The organism is Metallumcola ferriviriculae, assembly GCF_035573695.1.
Taxonomy (GTDB): Bacteria; Bacillota; JADQBR01; order JADQBR01; family JADQBR01; genus Metallumcola; species Metallumcola ferriviriculae.
In genome coordinates this window covers 1,105,649-1,130,799 of the sequence record NZ_CP121694.1, presented here as the reverse complement: position 1 = coordinate 1,130,799, position 25,151 = coordinate 1,105,649, and the positions used below count along the sequence as shown (strand labels likewise).

At 43.7% G+C, this 25,151-nt stretch carries 25 protein-coding genes; 9 read left to right on the top strand and 16 right to left on the bottom strand.

All coding sequences use genetic code 11. From position 1 onward, the window contains the following. Positions 1-2 precede the first annotated feature (2 nt). A complete protein-coding gene (locus tag MFMK1_RS05700; RefSeq protein ID WP_366924173.1) occupies positions 3-1,028 on the top strand; it encodes a uroporphyrinogen decarboxylase/cobalamine-independent methonine synthase family protein in 1,026 nt (341 codons plus the stop codon). Positions 1,029-1,277: 249 nt separating this feature from the next. Then, positions 1,278-1,595: a hypothetical protein gene (locus MFMK1_RS05695; RefSeq protein WP_366924172.1), complete on the top strand. Its 318-nt coding sequence runs from the start codon at positions 1,278-1,280 to the stop codon at positions 1,593-1,595. 85 nt (positions 1,596-1,680) lie between these two features. On the opposite strand, the gene MFMK1_RS05690 is transcribed toward MFMK1_RS05695, so the two are convergent. The 10 genes from MFMK1_RS05690 to MFMK1_RS05645 all read right to left on the bottom strand — a co-directional run bounded on the left by MFMK1_RS05690 (position 1,681) and on the right by MFMK1_RS05645 (position 10,515). Then, positions 1,681-2,466, bottom strand: a complete 786-nt coding sequence (locus MFMK1_RS05690; protein WP_366924171.1) for a hypothetical protein — start codon at positions 2,464-2,466, stop codon at positions 1,681-1,683. A gap of 169 nt (positions 2,467-2,635) precedes the next feature. Further along, complete coding sequence (locus MFMK1_RS05685; protein ID WP_366924170.1) at positions 2,636-3,067, bottom strand: SPOCS domain-containing protein; 432 nt, start codon at positions 3,065-3,067, stop codon at positions 2,636-2,638. A 15-nt stretch (positions 3,068-3,082) separates the two neighbouring features. Continuing rightward, positions 3,083-3,583 carry a DUF3794 domain-containing protein gene (locus MFMK1_RS05680; protein ID WP_366924169.1) on the bottom strand — a complete coding sequence of 167 codons (501 nt, stop codon included), beginning with the start codon at positions 3,581-3,583 and terminating at the stop codon, positions 3,083-3,085. After that, positions 3,580-4,119: an SPOCS domain-containing protein gene (locus MFMK1_RS05675; RefSeq protein ID WP_366924168.1), complete on the bottom strand. Its 540-nt coding sequence runs from the start codon at positions 4,117-4,119 to the stop codon at positions 3,580-3,582. The genes MFMK1_RS05680 and MFMK1_RS05675 overlap by 4 nt, the downstream gene beginning before the upstream one ends. 83 nt (positions 4,120-4,202) lie before the next feature. Further along, the gene (locus MFMK1_RS05670) at positions 4,203-8,027 is read right to left on the bottom strand and encodes an Ig-like domain-containing protein (protein ID WP_366924167.1); all 3,825 of its coding nucleotides are present in this window, start codon (positions 8,025-8,027) and stop codon (positions 4,203-4,205) included. 14 nt (positions 8,028-8,041) lie between these two features. After that, entirely contained in the window at positions 8,042-8,485 is a 444-nt protein-coding gene (locus tag MFMK1_RS05665) for a DUF3794 domain-containing protein (protein WP_366924166.1), read from the bottom strand. A gap of 14 nt (positions 8,486-8,499) precedes the next feature. Continuing rightward, on the bottom strand, positions 8,500-8,973 hold the full coding sequence (locus MFMK1_RS05660; RefSeq protein ID WP_366924165.1) for an SPOCS domain-containing protein: 474 nt from the start codon (positions 8,971-8,973) through the stop codon (positions 8,500-8,502). Between the two features lie 69 nt (positions 8,974-9,042). Further along, entirely contained in the window at positions 9,043-9,462 is a 420-nt protein-coding gene (locus MFMK1_RS05655) for an SPOCS domain-containing protein (protein WP_366924164.1), read from the bottom strand. A 37-nt stretch (positions 9,463-9,499) separates the two neighbouring features. Beyond that, the gene (locus tag MFMK1_RS05650) at positions 9,500-10,006 is read right to left on the bottom strand and encodes an SPOCS domain-containing protein (RefSeq protein WP_366924163.1); all 507 of its coding nucleotides are present in this window, start codon (positions 10,004-10,006) and stop codon (positions 9,500-9,502) included. Between the two features lie 41 nt (positions 10,007-10,047). Further along, positions 10,048-10,515 carry an SPOCS domain-containing protein gene (locus tag MFMK1_RS05645; RefSeq protein WP_366924162.1) on the bottom strand — a complete coding sequence of 156 codons (468 nt, stop codon included), beginning with the start codon at positions 10,513-10,515 and terminating at the stop codon, positions 10,048-10,050. A 321-nt stretch (positions 10,516-10,836) separates the two neighbouring features. Here MFMK1_RS05645 and MFMK1_RS05640 point away from each other — a divergent pair, with 321 nt between their 5' ends. Further along, complete coding sequence (locus MFMK1_RS05640; RefSeq protein ID WP_366924161.1) at positions 10,837-12,432, top strand: hypothetical protein; 1,596 nt, start codon at positions 10,837-10,839, stop codon at positions 12,430-12,432. A gap of 184 nt (positions 12,433-12,616) precedes the next feature. Continuing rightward, complete coding sequence (locus MFMK1_RS05635) at positions 12,617-13,351, top strand: CAP domain-containing protein (protein ID WP_366924160.1); 735 nt, start codon at positions 12,617-12,619, stop codon at positions 13,349-13,351. 38 nt (positions 13,352-13,389) lie between these two features. Here the strand turns inward: MFMK1_RS05635 and MFMK1_RS05630 are convergent, their stop codons facing one another. From MFMK1_RS05630 to MFMK1_RS05610, 5 genes are all read right to left on the bottom strand, one after another. Further along, the gene (locus tag MFMK1_RS05630; RefSeq protein WP_366924159.1) at positions 13,390-14,184 is read right to left on the bottom strand and encodes a hypothetical protein; all 795 of its coding nucleotides are present in this window, start codon (positions 14,182-14,184) and stop codon (positions 13,390-13,392) included. A gap of 150 nt (positions 14,185-14,334) precedes the next feature. Next, positions 14,335-15,090 carry a hypothetical protein gene (locus tag MFMK1_RS05625; RefSeq protein WP_366924158.1) on the bottom strand — a complete coding sequence of 252 codons (756 nt, stop codon included), beginning with the start codon at positions 15,088-15,090 and terminating at the stop codon, positions 14,335-14,337. 161 nt (positions 15,091-15,251) lie between these two features. Continuing rightward, a complete protein-coding gene (locus MFMK1_RS05620) occupies positions 15,252-16,565 on the bottom strand; it encodes a nucleotide sugar dehydrogenase (RefSeq protein WP_366924157.1) in 1,314 nt (437 codons plus the stop codon). A gap of 49 nt (positions 16,566-16,614) precedes the next feature. Further along, positions 16,615-17,454 (bottom strand): glycosyltransferase family 2 protein, encoded by an 840-nt coding sequence (locus MFMK1_RS05615; RefSeq protein WP_366924156.1) that lies wholly within the window; start codon positions 17,452-17,454, stop codon positions 16,615-16,617. Further along, a complete protein-coding gene (locus MFMK1_RS05610) occupies positions 17,454-18,197 on the bottom strand; it encodes a GT-D fold domain-containing protein (protein ID WP_366924155.1) in 744 nt (247 codons plus the stop codon). The genes MFMK1_RS05615 and MFMK1_RS05610 overlap by 1 nt, the downstream gene beginning before the upstream one ends. Positions 18,198-18,332: 135 nt before the next feature. On the opposite strand from MFMK1_RS05610, the gene MFMK1_RS05605 reads away from it, so the two are divergent. Genes MFMK1_RS05605 through MFMK1_RS05595 form a run of 3 tightly spaced genes read left to right on the top strand, consistent with a single transcriptional unit; the run spans position 18,333 to position 21,204 of the window. Beyond that, positions 18,333-19,289 (top strand): NAD-dependent epimerase/dehydratase family protein, encoded by a 957-nt coding sequence (locus MFMK1_RS05605; RefSeq protein WP_366924154.1) that lies wholly within the window; start codon positions 18,333-18,335, stop codon positions 19,287-19,289. Next, positions 19,289-20,221, top strand: a complete 933-nt coding sequence (locus tag MFMK1_RS05600; RefSeq protein WP_366924153.1) for a hypothetical protein — start codon at positions 19,289-19,291, stop codon at positions 20,219-20,221. Before MFMK1_RS05605 ends, MFMK1_RS05600 begins: the two co-directional genes overlap by 1 nt. Continuing rightward, the gene (locus tag MFMK1_RS05595) at positions 20,221-21,204 is read left to right on the top strand and encodes a glycosyltransferase family protein (protein WP_366924152.1); all 984 of its coding nucleotides are present in this window, start codon (positions 20,221-20,223) and stop codon (positions 21,202-21,204) included. Before MFMK1_RS05600 ends, MFMK1_RS05595 begins: the two co-directional genes overlap by 1 nt. 21 nt (positions 21,205-21,225) lie before the next feature. Here the strand turns inward: MFMK1_RS05595 and MFMK1_RS05590 are convergent, their stop codons facing one another. Continuing rightward, complete coding sequence (locus MFMK1_RS05590) at positions 21,226-21,825, bottom strand: flavodoxin family protein (protein ID WP_366924151.1); 600 nt, start codon at positions 21,823-21,825, stop codon at positions 21,226-21,228. Positions 21,826-22,065: 240 nt separating this feature from the next. On the opposite strand from MFMK1_RS05590, the gene MFMK1_RS05585 reads away from it, so the two are divergent. Next, positions 22,066-22,770: an ABC transporter ATP-binding protein gene (locus MFMK1_RS05585; RefSeq protein WP_366924150.1), complete on the top strand. Its 705-nt coding sequence runs from the start codon at positions 22,066-22,068 to the stop codon at positions 22,768-22,770. After that, positions 22,770-25,136 (top strand): ABC transporter permease, encoded by a 2,367-nt coding sequence (locus tag MFMK1_RS05580; protein ID WP_366924888.1) that lies wholly within the window; start codon positions 22,770-22,772, stop codon positions 25,134-25,136. Before MFMK1_RS05585 ends, MFMK1_RS05580 begins: the two co-directional genes overlap by 1 nt. Positions 25,137-25,151 lie beyond the last annotated feature (15 nt).

The following is a 25,151-nucleotide window of genomic DNA, read 5'->3' as shown; positions in this document are numbered from 1 at the left end:
TTATGACTTTGACCGGGAATTTAGCGACTACTGCCATGGGCATCCTGCCTCACAAGGATGTGGCGACAGCCCAAAAACTGGCCCTGACACTGGATATCCCTTTCTGGCCCCAGCTGCCAAGGGTAGACTTCTATGAGGACATGTATGTTCAAGCATCGGAAGACTTTCCCGGTATTGTTCTTGACACTGAAGAACAGCGGATATCCTTCCGGATGGAGAAATTTTACGCTGAATTGCCTGATTTTATCATGGCCTGGGAAGAAGGAAAGACACTGACACTGTCTGAAGATTATTCCGTGGCTTACCACAATTTTCTTAAGCACGACCTTGAGGATTTTCAGGCGATTAGAGGACAGATTATCGGGCCGGTAAGCTTTGGTCTGAAAATTGCCGACGAGACTAAAACCCCAATAATCTACCATGATGAAGTGCGGCAGTTACTCTATGATATGATGGCTAGAAAAATTCAAACTCAATACCACGAATTAAAATCCAAAAATGATAATGCCTTTGTCTGGGTTGATGAACCTGGCCTGGAAATGATCTTTATGGCAATTACCGGTTACTCATCCGAACAAGCCGTAAAAGATTACCGCAAGTTTCTTTCAGAACTACCTGGACCCAAGGGGGTGCATCTATGCGGTAATCCCGACTGGTCCTTCCTTTTGAATCTCGGATTAGATATACTTTCTATCGATGTGCTGCAATGGGGTAATGTATTTACCAGCTATCGGGATGAGCTGACCAAGTTCATCAAGGACGGGGGCATCATCAGCTGGGGAATTACTCCCACTCTCACCGAAGAAGTTGCGGAAAACAACGTAGAGAAGCTTTGCACCCATCTTGAACGCCTATGGGATAATGCAACTGCCAAAACTGACTTAACCCTTGAAGAAATAATCAGCAGGTCCTGGCTTGCTCCGGCAAGATGCTGTCTGATAAATTCGGACGGTACCCAATCAGTAGATAGGTCCTTTGACATGCTGAAAGAAATAAGTGCAAAATTAAAAACCAAGTATGTAAAGTGAGCTCAAGACGGCCTGTGGCCGTCTTATTTTTTTGCAATCTATCAGCAAAGTTTGTTGAATTGGGACGATGAATTCGCTTCTAGGGTCGCACCGACCAAATTTCTAAACATAAAATATTTATAAATTAAATTCTTTTCTTATTTCTGAAAAGCGCCGGTTTAATTTTGCAATAATACACCATTCGCAGTAACTAATGTCCCTAAAATCATATTCAATTAACACCTTTGTACCCAGGAGGTAAGCGGTTAAATGGCCAAAAAGAAAAAAAAAGTCTCGCAGGCTAGAATACGAGCCAATCGGATGAATGCCAAGAAATCCACCGGTCCCAAGACTGAAGCAGGAAAAAGACAGGCTGCTATAAATGCCCAAAAGAGTACCGGACCTAAAACTGCCAAGGGTAAAGCCAATGCAGCTTTTAATGCCACAAAACACGGCTATTGGAGCAAACCCTCCGTACTGAAACTTTGCCTTAACTGTCCCAGGGAATGTACCTATTCCTGGCCCCCGGAAAGCTGTATTAAGCTGCGTAAGCAGGAACTAAGTATTACCAATGAAGATCTATTCTAAAAATAATAGATTAATAAAATAAGACGGTGATTGCACCGTCTTATTTTATTAGTAAGTAATATGCTAGATTGGCAACGGTCTGAAATCAACAATTATCCACTTCCTGAGGTGGGTAAGGCGGCCATTCTTCTTCACCCGGAGGGCATTTGCCATTAATTTCCTTGCATTCAGGTGGTACACAGAAGCCATAGGCAGGTATTAAAAGTTGCACTTCAGCAAATAGTTTAAATGCCATTATTACATTTATGCAGCAATGAATTTCTAGAGAATTAGAATAATCGGCTGCATTGCTTTCTTCAATAAAGCAGAGTAAACATCTAGTAATCCACAGATCCACTTCACACTGAAACATAGGATGCGTGCCTGCCCTGGGCATTGTGACCGTTTTAGAGACGGGTGCCTTAATTCGGACACACCCCCGGCGGGTGGAACCGTTATCAAATTCGAGGAAAACAGGAATGTCTATATCATTCCATAAAGTAAATTTTATACGACCCTTACCAACTTCACAGCAGCTTTCGTTTTGAGGCGGAGGATAGCACGGCGTATCACACGGTTCATTGCAGGGAAGAGAATTTTTATCAGGTTTTGCGGCTTTATCACATTTATCAAAACTAAAAAACTTCGGCACAATACTGCAGTTTATAATTTCAGCTGCTCCTTCGGGAACCACCATTGGGCTGCTGAAATCGCAGCTCCTATTGAATTTATCCCACTCATAAACTTTTAGTTCAAATACTTCAGTTTGTTTACACTCTTGGTACACTTTTTTGGTCTTGATGCAAACAATTTCATTGGGCGGGGGGCACCCGTGGTGATGGCAAGGACCCGGTTTAATTTGATGTTCATGCCTTACTTCCGTTTCCTTCAAAGCAACTCTCTCCTTTATTATTTAAAATAACTAACTCTTATGAGTAACAATACTGCAATTCAAGATTAATTTATGCACTACAGGGGGCATTGGTTACAGATTGCAAAAAAAAAATGGTATCCGGCTAATCTTGCCGAATGCCACTATAAAATAGTGCCTATTGGTTATGTTATTTGTGATAAACATCTAGACGAATTAACAAAACCTTCATTAAATCTCTATAGTCAAGAGGATCTATTTGAAAGTGTTCAACTGTCACACCTACGCAGATTTCCGTCCCCGCTGGTGGCCCTCCGGGCCATTTTATTAAGGCCTCAAAGGGTATATGAAAGACGGCTGCATGTACCTGTTGGTTAATGACTTTGGCCACATACTTGACTATAATTTGCGCCTTCCCGATAACTATCACTTTACGAACCGGATGACAGTTGATATGAACGGGTGTATCAATAACTACTGCCTTTATGATATGTATATCTACAGTAGCATCGATAATGCAATCAACCTCGGGTTTATGGTCTGGTACCGTAAGCATATGGTTAATAGTTATTTGCTTTGAAACCCTTGGTATGCCGCTGGGAGGGATGTGGAGCTGTTCCAATTTGTCTTCCTCCTTTCAACATTCACAATGATGTTTACGTTTTAGCCATAGCATTAGCACCACGACTAAACGTAATTGTCTTGGGTTTATTTGATCTAATTGAAAGTGCTCAGTGCATACAAATAGGTCAAATTTATTTAGGTCGCAATCCTGCTTAGGGATTGGGCGACCACAATCTTCATCCATTATCAATCCGTGAAAGGGAAGATCATAGTGTACATAATGTACATTTTGCTCAGGAACAGCGGCAGAATACTCCACGCCCACGCTAATACTTCCCGCTACCAAGAGTTTACATCCGGTTACTTTCCCGCATCCTAATTTAATATATATAGGCTTGGTTTTAGTAATACAAATTTGATAGTTTTTGCTGAGAATTTTTTCCTTGGGCGGCTTGTGTTCAGGTATTGATAATTCGCGATTAACAATGGTCTGCGTGTAATAGGCAATATCATTATGATCTTTAGGACATATCTCTTTAATCTCGCAGCACACCTTGCTTTCTAGGCAATTCATTTTTTCCCCTCCCTGCAGTGATGATGAATACAGGGTTTTGGCTGCAGCCAAATCATCAGCACAATATTTTTATTAACTGTTCGTTCATCCAGTTGGCAAACTTCCAAGTCCTCCACACATACATGTACTTGGTAGTCATTTAGCGAAAAATCTATTGGAAAAAGATGTTCCTTGCACTGGTGATGGCACATAATGATCGCTTGAAAAGGCAATTTACACTCAAAATAGTGCACTTTTTGGTCCAGCGTGTCTGATATATAGACAATACCTAAAATAAATATCCCCGCCACAAGCACTTTTTTACCTTTCTTTAAATGTGTCCCGCATTCAATTTCTTCTGTTTCTATCGATATCGCTTTTTTTATTATAATATTGTGACTGTGATTAATAATTTTCTCTATATCAGGTTTGGGGCCGGGCACAGTGCAGTGGCCATTTAGGCTAATCTGTGTATAGTAGGCCACATCAGCATTATGGTGGGGACAATATTCGTCTCCTATTGGAGTTTTAGTGGAGCAGAAAAGTGCATCATACATCAATAATCCCTCCTCGGTCAGCTTATATAAAGTTAGTATCAGGAGTAGGGGAAAAACCCTACTCCTGATACAGCACTGTAAAATTACACTTCTCTGATGCCAATAAAGAGCACGATATCTTTCTTAATGGTTCTCGGGTCAATCAAGTGAGTCTGAATGTGTTCAAAGATAATTACTACTTCAACGTCTGCATCCAAGGGAAGGTCAGGGAATAGTATCAGCCCGTGAAACGGAACCATGAAATGAGCGTAATGCTCTCTTTGGTCCCCACCGGTTGCCACATAAGTCACACCTATTTCCAGAAAGCCGCTGACCGTCACTTTTGTTCCGTCAATGGTATTAAATATATCTACATCCCGAATATCGTAAGTTACATCTACTGGTTCTAGTATACGTTCGATATCCGGCTTTTGTTCGGGTATTGTTAAATCTCCGTCTACCAATACCTGAGTAAAATGCTCAGGTAAGTTATCGACTATATAGGTATTAGTATCTTCGGCTGTTAGGCCGGCACAATCATATGCCACCGCCGTAACTTCATGTTCCCCTTCCGGGAATTGTGTGGTATCCCACTCATAGATAAAATCTACACTGGTTTGGTTGTTACCCGCTTCTGTGGCTACTAACTGCCCGTCGATATATAGTTCTACTTTTTCTAAACATTCGTTATCCTGGGCAGAAATTACCAGGTCTACCGTACCGAAAACCACTGAGCCATCAGGTGGCTCTGTAATTTCCACTGTAGGCGGCGTATTATCAACTGTTACATTGATGGTATCTGCCGCCGTATTGTTACAATCATCGCTGGCTGTTACTGTAAGGACATAATCCCCATCCATTACCATGGCTGTATCCCAAGTGGTGCTGTAAGTACTGTCATCGGGGAAACCGGGACCGATGTTATTGCCGTCATAGCTAAAGATAACGCTGGTGACAGCTACATTGTCAGTAGCGGTAGCACTGAGCTGTACATTGCCTGTCAGGAAGCTGTTGTTTAGAGGTGTTACCCAATTCACATCTGGCGGGTCATTATCAACTACAAACGGATCTGAAGTATCTTCTGCTGTGGATATACCATCGAACGCAATTACCTTTAATACATATGTGCCGCTGTCCAATCCCGCTGTATTCCACGGGTAAGAACATGGGCACGGTCCCGGTATACCGGTGGCAATGGTGATGAAAGGCCCGCCGTCTACTGAGTACTGCAGAGTGAAAGTCAAGGCGGCATTGGGGTTTTCATCTGTTGCCTCCCAGTTAATATCGGTACCAGGAGGACATACCGGGTCAGGCGGCGGAGGGCTTATTAGCGTAACCTCCGGCGGTATATTTACGATAACGTCAATTAACTGTTGTGAACTATTCTGACATTGGTCGGTGGCAGTTACCCTGAGCATATAGTCGCCCTGGTCAAGGCCTGCTATTTCCCAGTTTGTCTCGTATATATTGCCGCCCACAGGCAGCCCGTTACCAATTGGATTAAAGGGGCCTCCGTTAAAGGAGTACTCAAATGTCACACTGCTTACTCCCACATTATCAGTAGCTGATGCTTGTAATACTACCGGGGTGGTGCTTAACAAGTCACCGTCCGTCGGTGACACCCAGCTTACCGTGGGGTCAGTATTATCAACGATAAATACTCCCGAAAGAGCCTCGCTGGAAAGCTCTCCATCAGAAGCCACTACCCTGACCACGTAGTTACTGCCGCTAGGCAGACCTGTAGTATCCCAGAAAAAGGAACTGGTTGGTGGGTCTGAAAGTGGTGTCGGCACTGTGGCAATCTGCGTAAAAGGGCCACCCGGTCCGTTGGAAGAATAAAATAAGGTGATCTCCAGCGGAGTGTCGCCATCGGGGTCTGTAGCCGTCCATTGAATATCCACACCGGTACAGGAAAGGTCGCCTTGCACCGGATTATCCACAGTAACCGTTGGCGGGCGGTTTACTACATTGACAGTGGCCCGGGCATCTATATCAAAATTAGTGGTACCGTCAGTGCCTTGTAAATTCACCAAATTGGTGTAAGTCGCCGTAACCGCCGGTGGTGCAAATGCACCCAGGGTAAGAGTAAAACTTCCACCCGGCAACAATGGGTCCAGCATGGGCGGGCAGCTTGCCGGACACCGCCAGACGATGGTGGTAGTGCCATCAAGATTTACTGTTACGGAAAAGGGTGTTGTTGTTGTTGTTAATGGGTCATAAACCCACCCTGCCGGCAGGGTATCAGTGATTACAAAAGCCGGCGGTCCCAAAGCACTATCAATAGGCAGAGTACCGTTATTACTGACATTGATGTTCCAAGTAGCCAATCCATTGGGGACTACGGATTGATTAAGCGGAGTTTTCAACATATTTGGTGCAGCGCCGGGTAGAGCAGTGATAGCTGTACAGTTATCGATGGAAGCTGCCTGATTATATGCATCGTTCCAGGAACCCTGATAAGTCACAGCCTGGTTTTTACCGCTGGGGATGGTGCCGCCAACCAAAGTAGGATCTATAGTTGCCGGAATCGTTGCCACAGTTCCTGGACCACCGGGTAAAGTGCCCGCATTCCAGGTAAGAACCCACTGCCCTCCCATCATTACTTCACTGTCCGGAACAGGACTGGCTGTACCCGGTATATAGTTAACAAAAGGTGCCAATGTAACTACAAATGGCGAAGTGTAGATAGCCGGTGCACCCCCGGTATTTATTAAGCTAAACGTCACCGGAGTTGGTGCGGTTGATGATACATTTTGCGGTAAAACAATCATTTGAAAGTAAGGTTTACCAACTGAAGCAAAAACAGTATTTAATACAAACCTCTGGTAAACTGCGTCTGTTGTGGTTGAGTAGGATCGGCTGGCAGGGATATTCTGCGTATCCTTATACTCGTGCCCGCCTTCAAAAATAACCACCCCAGCGCCGGTTCCTCTAAAGGAACCACCGGCCATAAAGTCGTATACATCGGAATTATCTAAAAAATGAGCTAATTGATAGACCGATGGGAAATAAGTTACATCAGTATGCAGCCATGTCTGCTCCGAGCCGCCGGGCAGGTCTTGTACTGCCGCCGGGCCTCTGGGTACTGCCTGGGCTGAAGGGTAATCCGCTATATCCACTGTAAAGGTGCTGGCATCACCCTTGTTATCACCATAATTAGTTTGGCTTATGGGGTTAAGCATTGGCCCGGCATCAAAGTTATTCAGCGCTGACATGGAATGGCATGTAGCATGGAGAAATCCGCCTTGTTCCAAAAATTGCACCAGGTCAGCAGCTGCAGGCGTATCCTGCCAGGCACCGTCAGAAGTATGTGGTGACAGAAAAACATCGTAGGCTCTTTTTAGACATATTTCCTGGGGCGGCGGTACCTGAGAACGGTCAATGCCAAAAAGGGCACCATTATCAATTTCGTCCTCTGTTAGTACACCGGGAGAATCATCTTTATCCCAGGCAAGTCCTCGAGAATCAGGAACTTTTGATGTGTTTAAATATTTAATCATAATATTGGCATTGGTATCTTCCATGGCAATCCGTGGCGCTCGGCTTAATGTGTAGGCAATATCGGCATTAAAGCCGGCCGTGGCCACATGTACCACAGGCAGCAATCCCTGAGCGAATTCCGCCTGGTTTGCCGCCTGATAGGCATCAATAATAGCCCCGGCGGCCGCAGTATTTGCCGCAGGTACTATATAAGGGCCGCCGGCATAACTTTTACTAGTCGGAATCTCTGCGGGAACTGTATAGTTTCTTGTTGTAGCAGGAAAGTCAGTATCGCCAAAGGCCTTGTTATCCTTAATGGCCCATTTCACCGGAATACCGTTATTAAGCAGTCGGTAAACCAAACCATAGGCGAGAAACATCCCTTTATCCTGGTACGTTACATCCATTGGGATGATAAGTGAGCCTGCCGCTAGTGCTTCTATAGCCATAATTTAACCTCCTTTCATTGGTCATCCGGGGTAATATTAAACTGGATGACGATTACTTTTGATAGATGTCTTTCGTCAACCATGTGAATCTGCACATGTTCCTCCAGTATCTCTACACAAATAGGGGAACCCGGCGCAGGCCCGCCCGGCCATTCTATCAAGTCATGAAAGGGCTCTTCAAAATGGGCACCGTGAACCTGCTGGTCGGGAACAAGTGCTACATACTTAATAGCAATTTTAGCAACACCATCAATTAATACTTTTCTAATAGGCAATGGCGGGTCATCATCAGTGGTGAGCTTGGTATCTATTACTTCTGCCTTAATGATTTCATATTCGATTTTATATCCCAGTAACCGTTCCATGGGTGGTTTATGATCGGGAATAGTTAAATTATGATTGATTACAATCTCACTAAATATTTCTTCAGCCCCCGCCATATCTCGAAACAGTGCCAATGTTATCCCCCCCTTTAATTATCGATTCGCTGCAACCAGATGAGAAGAACAATTTCCTTGGTAATGGTTCTTTCATCTACCTGCTGCACCTCTTCATGCTCCACACATGCGTGGGCTATATACTCTTCTAAATTAAAGTCTGTCGGCAGCAGCGACCCGTCATCATTTTTTATTAACACTTGAAAGGGTATATCCCAGTGAGCGAAGTGCACTTTTTGGTCCGGAACTTTGGCGATATACTCTATTCCCAACATAATCTTTCCCACTACCAAAACCTTTTTGCCTGGAGGCCTTTTCACGGTGACAGTGGTGAACTTGGTGATATCAATTTCATGCCGGATGTTAAATATTTCTTCCTTGGGCGGTTTATTGAGCGGTATCTCCAGTAAGCCATTTAAAGGGACCTGCGTATGGTAAGCAACCACATCCCCCGGGCCGGGACACATTTCATCACCTACATTGCTATCAAAGCATTGTTTGGTGGGCATAACTATCTCTCCTTTCCCTAGGAGCTTGTTTAAGTAACGGGACCTCTTAAATAAGAGGTCCCTCGGAAATTACCGGTATACATCCAACCGGATAAGAATGGCCTTAAATATCTTCCTTCCATCTTCCATTTTAAATACCGCTTTTTCTACTACTGGATCAATGGTAATGGGTGTCCCCTGGGGTGGCCCATCAGGCCATTCTATCAGCGTACAGAACTGGGCCTCAAAGTGAGCCGCATGAACTTTTTGGTCCGGTACTAACGCAGAATATTTTATTTTAATTATTACCTTACCTACAAATACAATCTTCTGTAGGTCCACTACACCGGCCACCGTTGTAACCTGAATGGGTGTATCAATAACTTCAGCTTTTTCTATTTCTACATCTACGAAGGTATCGATGATACATTCCATGGGGGGTTTTTGCGGTGGAACTATTAGTTTATGATCAACGGCTACCTCTTTAAAAATACCCGTAAATACTGGCATGCGTTTCCCTCCTTAAAAAAGATTTTTTCAAGCATCTTTATGGGGTTGGTTCTAACCAAAGGAGCAGCACCAATATTGCCTTAATGGTTCTGTGATTAAGTTGGTGATACTGGTCATGCTCTAAACAAACATTAACTTGGTAGTTAGCGATATCAAAAGCTGGGTCATCTATTAAACCCCTGTTAGTGAGAGGATCACAAGGCCTTTCCCCGATTACAGCCTGGAAAGGAATTTCAAAGTGAGCAAAGTGTACCTGCTGGTCCGGAACCAGAGCAGAGTATTCAATGCCTAATTTTATAGTACCGGATACAGCCACTTTATAACGGATAACCCCGTCACCTAGATCCACAGTAATTTGTTCAATATCAGTAACTACAATGTTCATTATAACGTTTGTGATTTCTTCTTTATCCGGTTTCTGTGGGGGAATCTCAAGTTCATCGCAGACAATTATTTCTGTGAAATACAGTAGGTCCGTATCTAAGGAAGGGTCGGGTGGGCACTTTACTACCGCCAAACTAACAGCATCATTTAAGCAGTCCATCATTTAACCTCCTTTAATAAAAATGTTTTCCAACACAAATTTTAAACAGCGTCTTCCAGCCAAACCATCAGCAGCACTTCCACAAGAATATGCCGCTCGTCTAATAGGGTGACTATTTGTTTTTCCACACAAACATGGACAACGTAGTCGGTCGGTATTGTGCCGAGCGGGAAAGGATTGCCACAATCGTCAACCAGAATGGTCTGGAAGGGCAATTGGAATTTCACAAAGTGCACTGTTTGTTCTGGAACAGCAGCCGAGTACTGCACTAACTTATAAATATTTCCTGCTACGAAAACTTTCTCCCACTCATTTCCAGCGGGGTCAGTAAATTTAACCAGTTGCACATCTTCTAAAGTAATATTGTGCTCCGCAAGTATAATCTGTTCTGCATCAGGCTTCTGCTCCGGGATTTCAAATGTTTCGGAAACAAAAATTTGCGTAAAAGCAAACGCCGGTCTACCCGGGGCCGGACAAATTTCCACAACGCCGGTATTTTCAAATGGCATTACGTTAAAACCTCCTTTTCTCTTTTTATTACAAAATAATCCGGTGTGACGTTCCATTAACTTATCTCTATACCCATCGCCCCCTTAATGTTGGCCTGTGTCACAGGAAAAAACCAGTCTACATTACTAAATTATGATAAATTTTAGCATTGGACAGGATTGAACCAAAGCCAAAAATAGCCCCTTTCATTTGCTACAATAATTCTTAGGTAGCAATAAGCAAGCTCCAAAAAATAAAATATATTTAACAGTCACATATATTGCCCTCCCTGCATAAAGAGTTTTAAGGGCTAACTGTATGTTAAGGGGGAGATTTTAGATATGACTGAAAAGACACCGTTGACCACTGTTATTGAGGGAAAAAGCATTCTTACCTTTTACAAAGACCAGAACAACTTATGCTGCCGCAAATTTGAAACTTCTACCGGCTCCTGGGCGGAACAAGAAACATTAGTCCAGCACTTCGGCCAGGAATACGCAGCAACCGTAGGCAGTAAAAGAAATATCCATTTAGTAGCGAATAGCGATGACGGGAACTTACATTATCTCTGCTGGGATGGGGCACACTGGTCTAAGAGTGCTCATATTGCAACGGATAGCAGTAGTCATAAAAATATTCGCCTGACGACTGCAGGGGGAAATGTTCATGTGATGTTCCTGTCTAACGAGGACGAAGATAATGCCATAACATACCTCTACATGGACGATAGTGGTTGGTCAAAACCATTTTTCATCCGCACAAAAGATATTCCCCAACGGTTAAGTAATGTAATAGTTACCGGTGACGGCACTCCTCATTTTTTATGTCAGGAAAAAAATTCAGCAAGCGCCTCTATCCTCCGTCACTACCTCTTTTACCGCCAGGATAGTAGATTTTTCTTAAACACCAATGATATTTCATCTGAGCAATCTGATCATGATTTTCAACCGTATCTTTGCCTTGACCAAAAGAATATTCGCCTAACTTATCTGGACCCCCAAAGCAGGGTATTGGTAAATTTATATAAGCTTAAAGGATGGCCTGAGGAAGGTTGGAATAAGGGCCAAGTTCTTTCGCCGGATGGCAGCAAAGCGTCCTCTCCGATACTATTGACCGGTAATAATAGATTATCTGCATTATGGCAGCAAAATGAGAGCGTCTATTACTGCCTTTCTATTAAAGGGAGTGATACCTGGGGAAGTATTGATGAAGAATCGGACCGAGAAAAACTGCTCTCAATTTTATTAAATGGACATCAGTTGCAGCTTCCCTACACCGTTTCTGCATCAAGCCCGCCTCTATATTTATCATTAATTCAAGCTGCTGCAGAGCCTTTTTTAGCAAAACTTTATCCTCCTAAAGAAGATGAGACAGAAGAAATTAAGATGGATGTCGGTATGGCGCACCCGCCTGTGAAAGATTACCCTGCCCCAGGCACCGGTAACGCTGCCTGGGAACTAATTAAACAAGATAATTCCAAAGAAAAAAAGCAATTGGAAAAGTTAGCAGCACAAGACGATAGGATCAAAGAATTAGAGTCTGAACTAGACAGAACCAAGAAACAGCTGGATGAACTTAAATTTGAAATAAAAAACCTAAGTGCAGATATAAATGAAAAAACTATAGCACTAGCCTCAAGAAATGATGCGGCCAACAGCGAACAAGCCCTGACTCAAAAGGTTGCCTTCTTAAAACAAGAAGTGCAAAATACCAAGCAGCAATGTAAGCAGCTTGAAACAAATAACGCCAAAAATCAGTCGGAAATAAAGGCAAAGATGGAAGCAATGAAGAGACAAATTAAAACGCTCCAGTCCGAATCACTAAAAACAACAGCGCCGGCTGTCAAACCGGAACCCACCCCTCCAAAGAAACCATTAGTGAAAGCACAAAAAAAATCGGGCTTATTAAATAAGCTGCGCCGTGGTGTTAAAACATAGCACCCCTGACAGGTTATCCCATGTATGCGAAATAAGGTACTTGTCCCATCAATTTAAATAACTCCTGTGATACTTAACCCCCACAACCGGTAAGGGCGTAGGGGCGTTTTTGTGCACTATTATAAGACAAGCTATAATTCTATATGAGGAAGATTATAATTTTTCTACATAAGGGAGGAGAACCATGAAACAGAAATTAATTATCACTGTACTTACCTTATCCCTGCTCCTTATCAATGCAGGGGCCGCATTTGCTTACACGGGCTGGCTGAGTTCCAATTGGTATTCACAGTATTATAACAGCCAACCGGATCCACAGCCGGTGCCACAACCAACCCCAGCACCCGTTCCGGACCCACAGCCAGCGCCAACTCCGACGCCGGCGCCCCAACCTGAGCCTGCTCCGGCTCCCGCGCCTACACCGAATACCGGCACAGGATGGCTAAGTTCCCAATGGTGGGCAAATTATAATAACCCCGCCCCGGTTCCAGCACCTGCTCCCGCTCCGGAACCACAGCCAAACAATACCGGTTCACTAACCGGTCAGGAGCGGCACATGCTTGACTTAATTAACGCAGAAAGACTTAAACGGGGCATTCCTGCTGTTAAATTAGATATGGGTATAACTAATGTAGCAAGAATGAAAAGTCAGGACATGGTTGATAATGGCTACTTTGCTCACAATTCACCTACTTACGGGCGCGTTAACGATATGCTTAAATCCCAAGGAGTGCCATTTAAAATGGCAGGTGAAATTTTAGCAAAAACTTCAGATGTTGACAGGGCTTTAGAACTGTATATGGGAAGCGCCATACACAGGGCAAACCTGCTAAGCGCCGCATACACCCATGCAGGCGTAGGGGTAGTAAACAAATCCTACGGCGGGGTTATGGTCACTGTAATGTTTGCTCAGAGATAATAATAACAAAAGCCGTCACATACGTGACGGCTTTTGCTTTACTTACAACCTACACATCCGCCGATAGTGACAGTGCCATTATCATCTACGTCCTGAGATGGATAAGGCGGCCACTCATCTAAAGCAGGCGGACACTCACCAAGAACTTCTTCGCAGTCAGGTGGCGTACAGAAACCATATGCCGGAATTAACAATTGTACTTCAGCATAAAGTTTAAAAGCAATCACCACATTAATACAGCAGTGAACCTCCGGAGGACCTGTGTTTTCTTCAATGAAACATAAGAGACAGCGGGTTACCCACAAGTCAACTTCACATTCAAACATTGGATGTGTACCGGCACGGGACATTCCTACTGTCTTGGTGAAAGGTGCCTCAATTCGTACACAACCTCTTACAGTTTGACCGGTGTCAAATGTGAGGGATACAGGAATATCAATGTCTTCATTTAGGTTAAACCTAATTCGTCCTCTTCTCACTTCGCAACAACTGCCGCCGTTTACATAATCATTACATCCTTCGTGGCGCACACCGCCATTGGGCATAAGGTTGTTTTCGTGACAAGTTTCAAAAGCACGAAACATTGGCGCAAGCCTACAACTAACGACACTGGTTGCCCCTTCCGGCGGCGTTAATTCTTGGCTGAAATTGCAGCTTCCGGTTCTCGGATTCCACTCATAAACTTTCAACTCAAAAACTTCAGACTGTTTACATTCCTGATAAACTTTTTTGGTTTTGATGCAGACAATTTCATTCGGGGGCGGACAGCCCTGGGGTGGACATGGCCCCGGTTCAATCACGTGACGGGTTTCCGTGTTTCTTTCTTCCGTCATTTAATGGATTCCTCCTTCTTATTATTTTTTCCCGGCCAGGGAAAGAAGACCTTTTGGCCTCACTATAATGTATTACACCGTATTATAAATGGACAGTATTAAAGTGAAGCCAAAGCGGCATTGCTTATAACAACCCAGTAATTATCAGGGTTATTTACATCCTTTACAATCAGAAGTAAAGGTAACTCCATCCTCATCTACATCCTGTGATGGATAAGGCGGCCATTCATCTACGCCCGGCGGGCACTCACCCAAAACCTCTTCGCAGTCAGGCGGCGTACAGAAACCATACGCTGGTACTAATAGTTGGACCTCTGCCCAAAGTTTAAAGGCCAGGATAACATTAATACAGCAGTTAACTCCTGCCGGACCAGCATTCTCTTCCTCGATAAAACAAAGTAAGCAGCGAGTTACCCACAAATCTACTTCACACTGGAACATGGGGTGTGTTCCGGCTCTGGACATACCCACTGTTTTGGTAAAGGGTGCTTCAATACGTACGCAGCCCCTGACTGTCTGACCGGTGTCAAAGGTAAGGGAAAGGGGGATGATAATATCTTCATTTAGATTAAATCTGATTCTGCCATTCCCGATTTCACAGCAGCCGTTCCACTCCTTAGAGCGCCACACTCTACATGATTCAAACTTTCTAAATTGCGGCTGGAGGCGACAACTAACTATATCGGTTGCACCTGCTGGCGGTATCAGTTCCTGACTAAAGTCACAACTTCCGGTTGATGGATCCCATTCAAAAACCCTCAATTCAAAAACTTCAGTTTGTTTACATTCCTGATAGACTTTCTTAGTCTTAAGACAGACAATCTCATTGGGAGGAGGGCACCCTTGGGGGGGGCATTCTCCCGGTTCTATTACCTGACGGTTTTGGCGAAGCTTCTCATCTGTCATTTAATCAATTCCTCCTTATCATAATTCTCATTACCCTTGGCCGGGAGTACGAGGAAATCCCTCTCTACAATCTATTGTTGCACCAAGCAAATGGACAGGAATAAAGTAAAGCCACCAAAGAATTCTCATACCCTTTGGCGGCCTATGGCTTGCATATTTTTTTATTTACAATTGTGTTTAAACAAGCTGACTATATTCTTTCTATACCCTAACCCCACAGTCACGTTGGTTAGGTCGAAAATAAGGGCGCAGCTACTACTTAGGTTCCTAAGATCGTACCACTTGTGAGCCACTGCCATTACTACACAATCCTGCTCATTTAGCAATCTTTTATCAAACCGGGAACAATGTAAAGCCCTGCCGTTAACCTTGATTTCTTCCACATAGGGGTCATGATAAGACACTAAGGCGCCCCGTCTAGATAAAAGCTCAATTAATTTAACAGCCGGCGATTCTCTTTGATCGTTGATATCTCTCTTATAAGTCACACCTAAAACTAATACCTTACTTCCTGACAATTGCCGTCCATTATTAAGAAGCACCGTCGATAAGGAATCTACCACGTATTTACTCATGGCAGCGTTGATGTCCCGGGCATGTCTTACCAGACTTGCACCAATTTTACCATTCTGAGCCCAGTCGGTGTAATAGACACTATCCACAGGGATACAGTGGCCGCCAACTCCAGGTCCGGGATAAAAAGCCTGATAGCCGTATGGCTTGGTAGCCGCTGCTGACACCACTTCCCAGATATCGATACCATTTTCAGAACATATCTGGGCCATTTCATTGACCAAAGCTATATTTACATCTCGATAAGTATTTTCTAGTATTTTGGCCATTTCCGCTACGGCAGGAGAACTAACCGTAACTACAAACATCCCCAATTGTTCATAAATATTTTGGGTTAATTTTGTGCAATTCTCAGTGACCCCAGCCACTAATTTCGGTGTGTTTGCCAAGTTATAAGCACTATTGCCCGGGTCTATCCGCTCCGGTGAATATGCAAGAAAAAAATCCTCGCCTACCAGCAGCCCTTTTTTACTTAGGCGGGGCAAAATATTTTTCTCTGTGGTCTGGGGAGCAACAGTGCTTTCTACTACAATTAATTGGGACGGACTAAGTATTTCCGCAGTACTTTCTACCGCCTTAAAAAGCAAATTATAGTCCGGCTGGCCTTCTTTATTCAAAGGCGTAGGTACACAAATAAAGATAATGTCACATGATTTCAAGGTACCATAATGGCTGCTCACTGAAAACTTGCCGCCGCCGAATAACGAGGCCACGTCTGCGTCACATAAATCAGCTATGTACGACTGCCCCTTGTTTAACTTTGCCACCTTTTGCAGGTCGGTATCAATTCCCATCACAGAATAACCGCTTTTGACACAAGCGTGAGCTAAAGGCAACCCCACATAACCAAGCCCGATTACTCCAATTTGCGCTGAATAATCAAACACCTTATTTTTTAGCATCAGACTCTCACTCCAAGCTCTTCTTATTGCAATATAGATTATGCTTTAGTTAGGCCTCGGGTGAATGTAACGAAGAACCCTCAACAATTGGATTTTTGGGAATGAGTTTGACTAGATAAACCCAACCGTCCTCATCGACGCTAAACACCGGGTTATAAAGGTCACCCCAACGCTTCAGGACATCAATGATATTCCACTTTGTAATGTAACGATAAGACTGCATCTTACCCGTCTGATTATATTGATGCCTCCGATGAACATATAATACTTGGTCAATCCAATGAAAGCGGTATTTTTCTATTAGCCGCATCAAAATCCTCTTATCTTCCATATAGCGCCCTTCAAAAGGGTCATCTGTTGGCCATCCACCAACGCTGCGCAGGGCTTTCGTTCGATAAAAGCGGGGCCAAACTGAGGAGTTTGATAATAAGAAATCCCACCGGTCCTTGAAATTGCGACCTTTTCGGATAAACACCGATGGAGTATCTTCCTTTCTGCCCACCGCCTTTTCTTCAACCACCACTCTGATATTACCGCTGATCACAGCAACTTCTTCCGGTTTTTTTCTGGCCTCCCGTACTAAAATCTCTAATGTACGCGGTAATAGCCAATCATCGGCATCCAATTGAATTACGTAAGGTGTATCCACCTGCTTTAAACCAATGTTCATACTTCTAGACTGGCCCAAATTGTACTTGTTACGGATAAGCGTCACCTTTGGATGAGATAGATAGTCTTGAAACATTGCCACACTATCATCCGTGGAAGCGTCGTCCACCAGAATAATGTGCCAATTTCGATAGGACTGCCTAAAAACGCTTCTCAAAGCATCCTGCAAATAATCTCCGGGGTTATAAGAAGGTATTAATACCGTTACTTCCGCTGCCATTATACCCCACCTTTATGTTTCAAGTTAAAATCTGTTACCAACTCTTCAAAATGAAAGCCCGGCTGCCCATCAATGATTAAGTCAAGTGCATGGCCGAAATCAATAGCTATTCGTCCGGTCAATTCGGCAATGGCCGGGCAAATAGTAGTTGCGGGGACCCCCGCTGCCACTAAAGCTATATCAAAATCAGGAATTCCTTCAAACCAGTTCAATGTGGTTTCTACTTCCTCAAAACCCTCTAATCCCCTGGTTTGTACTACTTTTACACCGTGGTATTCAAACTTCGCTACCGCTTCCTTGGCTCTTCTTCCTACCAAAACTATCCGCTTACCCCTAATAACGTCAAAAAACTCACGAGTGGCTATCATCTTTTGACTAACCCAGGCGCTGCAGGTCTGTTCAGGACGAATACCATAATAGCGAAAGATTTTTTCCATCTGCAGCCGCCAAAATTCAATGTGGTCACCGGTGCCGACAATGTCCGCCTTGAGCACTGCCCGAATTAAGCTATCATTAATAGATTTTCTTTTTCCGGTAATCCCACAATACTTCAAGTACCTATCGAATGCTTTTATCCTATCCGGCCAATTGGTGATCTCTGGCCATGTGTTGATAGACATGACATACATTTCGGCATGGCCTATGCGGATTATCGAGTGTGGTTCCTGCTGAACTAGAGCTGCCTGTAATCGCTCCATTACCTGAGCCACTGAAAACATTTCATTCACATGGTATGTGTTCAATGTAAAACTCCTTTCACCAAAGCCCTCTCTTATAATATATTTAGCAACCTATATTTTGTGATTTAAGCTCAGTAACAATTGCAAATTACCATAATAAGATAATTATAAATCAATGTTCAAAGGGGATAGCCCAAAATGCATTATCTTCTTACAGGTGGAACCGGCTTCATCGGCACTCATCTAACTATGAGGTTACTAGAGAAAAATTCACACCAAGTTACTGTCTTAGATAACTTCATGTCCAGCCGTCCATCAAAAAACCAAGTAAACAACTGTACTGTGGTGCAAGGAAGTGTTCTTGATAAAACTCTGGTCGATTCTTTGGTAAAAGAATGTGATCAAATCATTCATTTGGCAGCTGTAGTTGGCGTGCGGCAGGCCATTAAAAAAGGTTTGGACGGCTTGAGGGTAAATTTTATCGGCACAGATAACGTGCTAGAAGCAGCCACTAAATACGGTAAAGAAGTCTTTGTTAGCTCTTCATCGGCAATATACGGCAAAATTAGTGAAATACCCGTACCCGAAGAAGCGGATTGTTTATTGGGATGCAGTTATAAATCCAGTTGGCTATATTCAGTCAGTAAGCTGGCGGAAGAACATTTGGCTCTGGCGTATTTTCGTGAAATGAACACTCAAGTTAAAATTGGTCGGTTTTTTAATGTAATTGGGCCTTATCAAACCGGGGCGTACGGTATGGTTGTACCCACCTTTATTAAGAAAGCACTAAATAATGAGCCGCTTCCGGTATATCATACCGGTGAACAAACCAGGACCTTCGTCTACATTGAAGATGCATTAAATGGGCTGGAATACGTTCTCGACCAAGGTCTTATAGGAAGGGTCTACAATATCGGCGGTATTAAAGAAATCTCAATTTTAAATCTAGCTAAAATAATAATCTCTCTTACCGGGTCGCAGTCACAGATTAGCTTTGTACCCTATAAAGAGGCTTTTGGTGACAGCTTTGAAGAAACTGCACGACGTGTTCCGGACATAAATCAACTGCAAGGCCTCGGTTATGTACCCCGTTTTACCTTAAACCAAGCCCTATTAGAAATCATTGACCATCACCGCCAAATGGGGCAGGATTAATGCTTTACTTGGTAACGAACACCCATCCAAAAAATAGCATTCAACATCTCTTCACTAGCTGTATATTAGAAGCATGCGTACACTCCAACATTGACTTTGCTGAAGTAACGCTAGCCTCGCTACCTAGGCTTAATTCAATGTCAGATGATAGCTGGCTTTTTTGTGACCCGTCTGACCCCCTGGTTTACAACCTCGTGGATAAACCGGGCAAAAAATTTGCCTTTGTCCATTATTCTGAAGGGAATTCCAAGAAATCTATGCCAATACTTGACCTTTTGGAAAGCTGCTGGAAAATTTTTGTACCCACTGATTGGATGGCCCACTGGTTAAGCATGGTCTTTCCTAATTTATCTGCGAGGATCGCCGTCTGTGGTTTACCCTTTAATGTCAGGCCATACATTCCGTATCGAGAAATTGTAAAAAATCATAAGCTGATAGCTTTGAATCAGCCTTTTTCCTTAGAAAACCTGCACATTTTAGCAGTTCACTTGGCTGAAATCCTGACAGAAGAAGGTTTTACGGTTGTTCAACTATGTACACCAAAAGAAATGAATACATTGCTGTCCGACCGGGAGAGCAGAGTACTCTGCCGCGAGGGTGAAAAAAGAGGTCTACACTTTACCGTCACTAACAACAGCCATCAACGCCTGACCCAACTTGCTGAGTCACAGTTCTCACTAAATATGGCCACTGCCAGCACCATATGTCAGAGTAATTTGGAGGGGGCAGCAGTAAATACCATATCGATCTCACCGAACCATGGTGAGTACCCGGAAATTTTTAATACTGCAAACCTCTATTCGCCGTACAATATCGAAAATATCATCCACCTAATAAAAAAACCACCCAAGAATAATGTCAGTATAGATTTCAGCAAAATGCTGCCAAAAAAAGTATGCGATCGTTACCTTGATGCTTTGGAGGTGATATGATGCTTTACTTTATGGGCTATACGGATTCCCCCACAAATTGGACAGGTAACTTTACCAGAGCAGTGAAAGAAGAGCTTATTGAGCGCGGCATAGCGTACAAAATGCTGCCCCCCTGGGATTGGCAAACACGGACTAAGTGTTACACTAATTTAGTAGAAACGAAAACTTCTTCGGAGGATGTATGGTTAATTGGCTGGGCCCAGAGTCCCGCAATTGACAGGGTTAAAAACATGAGGGGCAGGAAATACGGCATTGTGGTCGGGTTGACGGCCATGCCTTTTGAACCAGCGGTCTTATGGGAATCAGAAAAGTCATTATGTGAAAGAAAGCGGTTAAACTGCTACGACAAGCTGTTCGCCAATTCTCATTGGTGCAAGGAATGCATCTGCCGGGCCTACCCGGAACTTTCCGACAAGGTGGTAGTCACCGGATTCCCCATAGATTTTTCTATTTATCACCCTTACTTGAAAACAGTCAAGGAAGATGACTTAGTGATGTTTAACCAACGTTTTTCCTTGGAAAAACTACATATTCTCGAGTTGGAATTAGCTAAGCTTCTCACTGCCGAAGGTTATAGAGTGATGCATCTGACCGGGGTTTCACCCAAAAAAATGGTCAGGTTCAGTCCTGGTATCAAACAACTGGTAAGTAATGCTTCTAGTGCCGGTTTGGAGTTTTGTCTTAACCCCGATAAAGAAACATACCATGAAAATTTGGCTAAAGCATCGGTGGTGATTACCACATCCATCGCCGACATGCTGCCATCTTCATTAATAGAAGCAATATATATGGGTGCTGTTCCGGTGGCACCTAATAACTTATGCTTCCCCGAATTTGTTCATCCGGATAACCTCTATACCCCTTATGATCTGAAAAAAATAGTGGACCTGGTAATAAAAAAACCAGACCGCCACCATTCCATTAATCAATATGACAAAAAAAAGGTAGTCAGCAACTATCTTCGCGAAATGGAGCTAATATAAAAGAACCCCGAAGGGTTCTTTTTAGCGTATTCTCAGTTGTTTGGTAGCCTCCGCTACCTGTACCACCCGGCGGGTCAATACTCTTGAGCGTTTCAAGCCGGAAGCATCCTCTTCCGCCGGCTTTTGCGCAAAAGCACCCTGGTGACCGCAGCCATCTTCCAAATATCCATCACCGACAATGGTCATGCCTTGAACCAGCATCATGTCAAAGAGAGCTTTAGCTGTAGTCTCCTGACCGCCGAAGCGTCCTGAGCCAGATGTAAAAGCTGCCCCCACTACGTTTAATAATTTGTAATCTTTTCTCAAGGCCCGGGTCTTATCCCAAAATGCTTTTAACTGGCCGGAAACAGTGCCGAAATAGACCGGACTGCCCATCAGGATACCATCTGCCTTCACCAGCAGTTCATAGGCCTCTCCCAGTTTCTTTCCCTGAAAGCACTTACCTTCACAGGGTTCTGTGCAGTTATAACAAAATGGTATCTTTTGGTCTTTTAAAGCATCAGCCACATGAATGAGCTCGGTCTTAGCACCCATTTTTTTAGCCTCTGACAATGCTTCATTAAGCATAGCCACTGTGTTGCCCTCTTTTTGCGGACTACCGTTTAACGCAACAATTAACAAAATATACCCCTCCAAAGAATTTTTGTTGATACCTACTATATAATTATACCAGACCCATTAATAATGTCCTGCTTCTTTTAATTATTACTTATCACCTAGTCTAACCCCAGTCTACCGACGACTCACGAAATAGTTTGAATGGGCCCTTAACCAATAGTATAATTAGATATATACTCCAGTATAGATGTTACTACAACAAGCTACACTTATATAACAATATTTTTGGAAGAAGGGATAATTATGGACCCCTTAATCACAGCCAAAAATCTATCAAAGTACTATCAAATGGGTGAAGTAAGAGTTGAGGCATTAAAGGCGGCAACTTTCCAACTGTATCAAGGCGAGCTGGTAGTAATTCTGGGACCCAGCGGTTCGGGAAAGAGTACTCTTTTAAACATCATCGGCGGCATGGATCAGGCAAGCGAAGGTGAACTCTTCTATCAGGATGTTCCCCTGCATACCGCCGATAGTAAGAAGCTTACTCTCTTCCGTAGAAATGATGTAGGCTTTGTCTTTCAGTTCTATAACTTAATGCCCAACCTCACCGCCCACGAGAACGTCAGTCTAGCGGCTCAAATTGTGACGAAACCGCTGCCGGTGGACGAAACCCTTGGTAAAGTGGGTCTTTTAGACCGGCAAAACCATTTTCCTGCGCAATTATCCGGTGGTCAGCAGCAGCGGGTTGCGTTGGCCCGGGCCTTGGTGAAGAATCCAAAAATGCTTCTATGCGATGAACCTACCGGCGCGCTGGATTCCCAAACCAGTATTCAAGTGCTGGGCCTATTAAAAGAGTTTTCAAGAACCTATGATAAGACAGTGGCAATTATTACACACAATACAGCAATCAGCGCCATTGCTGACCGGATTTTTCATCTCAAGGACGGCAGGTTGGCCGATGTTGAGGTCAATAACAATCCCGTCCCACCGGAGCAGGTGAACTGGTGATGCTTTGGGCGAAGATGTTTCGGGATTTGAAGGAGAACCGTGGCGCATATATTGCCTGCTTGGTCATTATCATTATCGGACTAATGATTTATACCTCTTTCTCCATGGTAATTGATAACTTAACTTTATCAAAGAACACATTCTATCAAAACCAAAATTTTGCTGATGGTTTTGCCGATGTTCAGGCCATTCCCTTTTCTGAGGTTAGCCACCTCAGGGATACGCCCGGTATTAAGGATATCCAAGGACGCATAGTAAAGGATGTCCAGGTACTCCTCCCCCAACGAGAGGAAAATGTCTACCTCCGTCTGGTATCGGTAGATCCAAATGAAGCTAATCCGATTAACGGAGTTAATTTGAGTCAGGGTATTCCCTTGACTAACGAAGAAAGTAATATCTGGATAGATAATAAGTTCTATGAAGCTAATAAATTATCCCTTAATGATGAGCTCAATATCATTGCCGAAGGGAAGAAAAAAAGTTTACAGGTCGTCGGTGTCGGTATTAGTCCTGAATTTGTCTACGCTTTGCGCACATCAAGCGACCTCTATCCTTCTCCGGAAAGCTTTGGCGTGGCCTTTATACCTCGGGAAATTATGCAGCGTTTATTCCCCACCCAGGCCGCAATAAATAGCCTGGTATTTACTTTAGAGCCCGATGCCCAGTACAACAGTGTGGAAGAGCGCCTTGAGTCCAAGCTTGACCGATTTGGTCTGACAAGGCTGTATCCCCGCAAAGACCAAACCAGTCACCTGCTGCTAACAGGTGAAATCGACGGTCTGGAATCTATGGCCACTGCACTGCCAACCTTTTTCCTGGCCGTAGCTGGAATGATCCTGTACATCATGCTTAAACGAACGGTTGAGCAGCAGCGCGGCCAGATCGGCATTTTAAAAGCCTTTGGTTTTACTTATCGGGAAATTCTACTCCACTATCTCTCATACGCAGTAGTACTAGGTGCAGCGGGTGGAATTTTTGGCGGGCTTACCGGCATAGCCCTGTCCTACCCCTTTACAGATATGTACGAAATGTTTTTTAGTCTGCCCGGTCTAAAAAGCAGTTTTTCTCCCGGCTATTTAATTACCGGTATCTTGCTGTCGCTGCTCTTTTCATTGTTTGCCGGTTACCAAGGATGTAAGAAAATACTTCGACTAGAACCAGCTGAAGCAATGCGGCCCCCTGCGCCGCCGGATGCCAAGAAAGTTCTACTGGAGAGAATCAGTATTTTTTGGGCGATGTTAACTGTTCAGGGAAAAATGGCAGTACGTAATATCTCTCGTAATAAGGGACGCAGTGTCTTTATCTTTTTGGGCATCATGTTTAGCTTTGCTATTTTGGGATTTACCTGGTCCATGAATGATTTAGTGCAAAAAATGCTCTTTGACCAATATGAGAAAATAGAAACCTACGATGTCAAAGTTACCTTGGTAGCGCCTGGGACCGAGGGTAAGATACAAAGAGAGTTATACAACTTCCCCGGCGTCAATAAAGTGGAAGCTTTGGCCGAGGTACCGGTAACCCTAAAGAATAATTGGCATAAAGAAGATGTACTAATGCTGGGTATACCAAACGATAGTAGTCTTTATCATATCTTAGATAAGGATTATAATAAAGTATCCCCGCCCGTTGACGGTATACTATTGTCTGAACGACTGGCAGGACTTCTCAATGCCCGGGTGGGCACGTCACTAAAGGTAAAAAATTTATTACTAAGAGAAACAGAAAAGGAAAAATACCTTGAAGTGGTGGGCATAATTCCCCAGTACCTAGGTTCCAATTCATATATGGAACTTACGGCCCTGCAAAAATTCACGGGACAAAAAGACTTAGCCACCTCCTTCATGGTCAGCATGGAGCAGTCTAAAGTTGAGCCGCTTCAAAAAGAATATAGGCAAAGTGCTGTTATCGCAGGTATTGATAACCAAAAAAAACGGCTGCAGCAGTCCCAAGAATTAATGGCTTCATATGGCAGTATGATTTATATTTATGCTTTGATTGGCATTATAATCAGCTTTGCCATTATCTATAATTCGTCGGTGATCACCCTGTCCGAACGCAGCCATGAATTGGCCTCCATGAGGGTGTTAGGTATGACGCCCGCTGAAGTACTTTCAGTCATCACTTTTGAACAGTGGTTTATTGCTTTTTTTGCAATATTGGGCGGTATACCCATGTCTAAGATGTTCTTAGAGGGTATTTCTCAATCCATCAGCAATGATGTCTATACCATGCCTACGGGGATTACCCCATCATCCTTTGCGATTGCATTTTTTGTGACAGTAGTGAGTATCTGGGTTGCACAACGTATAGCTGCAAGGAAAATTGCCCGGATGAGCTTGGTAGAAGCTTTAAAAGCGCACGAATAAATGAAAGTAGGTGAA

Bases quoted from the DNA above. Each gene is read 5' to 3' on its own strand.
- MFMK1_RS05585 (WP_366924150.1), top strand. From the start codon at position 22,066: ATGGACCCCTTAATCACAGCCAAAAATCTATCAAAGTACTATCAAATG.
- MFMK1_RS05680 (WP_366924169.1), bottom strand. From the start codon at position 3,583: ATGAATTGCCTAGAAAGCAAGGTGTGCTGCGAGATTAAAGAGATATGT.
- MFMK1_RS05625 (WP_366924158.1), bottom strand. From the start codon at position 15,090: ATGACAGATGAGAAGCTTCGCCAAAACCGTCAGGTAATAGAACCGGGA.
- MFMK1_RS05700 (WP_366924173.1), top strand. From the start codon at position 3: ATGACTTTGACCGGGAATTTAGCGACTACTGCCATGGGCATCCTGCCT.
- MFMK1_RS05595 (WP_366924152.1), top strand. From the start codon at position 20,221: ATGCTTTACTTTATGGGCTATACGGATTCCCCCACAAATTGGACAGGT.
- MFMK1_RS05645 (WP_366924162.1), bottom strand. From the start codon at position 10,515: ATGCCATTTGAAAATACCGGCGTTGTGGAAATTTGTCCGGCCCCGGGT.
- MFMK1_RS05655 (WP_366924164.1), bottom strand. From the start codon at position 9,462: ATGCCAGTATTTACGGGTATTTTTAAAGAGGTAGCCGTTGATCATAAA.
- MFMK1_RS05670 (WP_366924167.1), bottom strand. From the start codon at position 8,027: ATGGCTATAGAAGCACTAGCGGCAGGCTCACTTATCATCCCAATGGAT.
- MFMK1_RS05605 (WP_366924154.1), top strand. From the start codon at position 18,333: ATGCATTATCTTCTTACAGGTGGAACCGGCTTCATCGGCACTCATCTA.
- MFMK1_RS05650 (WP_366924163.1), bottom strand. From the start codon at position 10,006: ATGGACTGCTTAAATGATGCTGTTAGTTTGGCGGTAGTAAAGTGCCCA.
- MFMK1_RS05635 (WP_366924160.1), top strand. From the start codon at position 12,617: ATGAAACAGAAATTAATTATCACTGTACTTACCTTATCCCTGCTCCTT.
- MFMK1_RS05615 (WP_366924156.1), bottom strand. From the start codon at position 17,454: ATGGCAGCGGAAGTAACGGTATTAATACCTTCTTATAACCCCGGAGAT.
- MFMK1_RS05600 (WP_366924153.1), top strand. From the start codon at position 19,289: ATGCTTTACTTGGTAACGAACACCCATCCAAAAAATAGCATTCAACAT.
- MFMK1_RS05695 (WP_366924172.1), top strand. From the start codon at position 1,278: ATGGCCAAAAAGAAAAAAAAAGTCTCGCAGGCTAGAATACGAGCCAAT.
- MFMK1_RS05640 (WP_366924161.1), top strand. From the start codon at position 10,837: ATGACTGAAAAGACACCGTTGACCACTGTTATTGAGGGAAAAAGCATT.
- MFMK1_RS05580 (WP_366924888.1), top strand. From the start codon at position 22,770: ATGCTTTGGGCGAAGATGTTTCGGGATTTGAAGGAGAACCGTGGCGCA.
- MFMK1_RS05660 (WP_366924165.1), bottom strand. From the start codon at position 8,973: ATGCCCACCAAACAATGCTTTGATAGCAATGTAGGTGATGAAATGTGT.
- MFMK1_RS05620 (WP_366924157.1), bottom strand. From the start codon at position 16,565: ATGCTAAAAAATAAGGTGTTTGATTATTCAGCGCAAATTGGAGTAATC.
- MFMK1_RS05675 (WP_366924168.1), bottom strand. From the start codon at position 4,119: ATGTATGATGCACTTTTCTGCTCCACTAAAACTCCAATAGGAGACGAA.
- MFMK1_RS05630 (WP_366924159.1), bottom strand. From the start codon at position 14,184: ATGACGGAAGAAAGAAACACGGAAACCCGTCACGTGATTGAACCGGGG.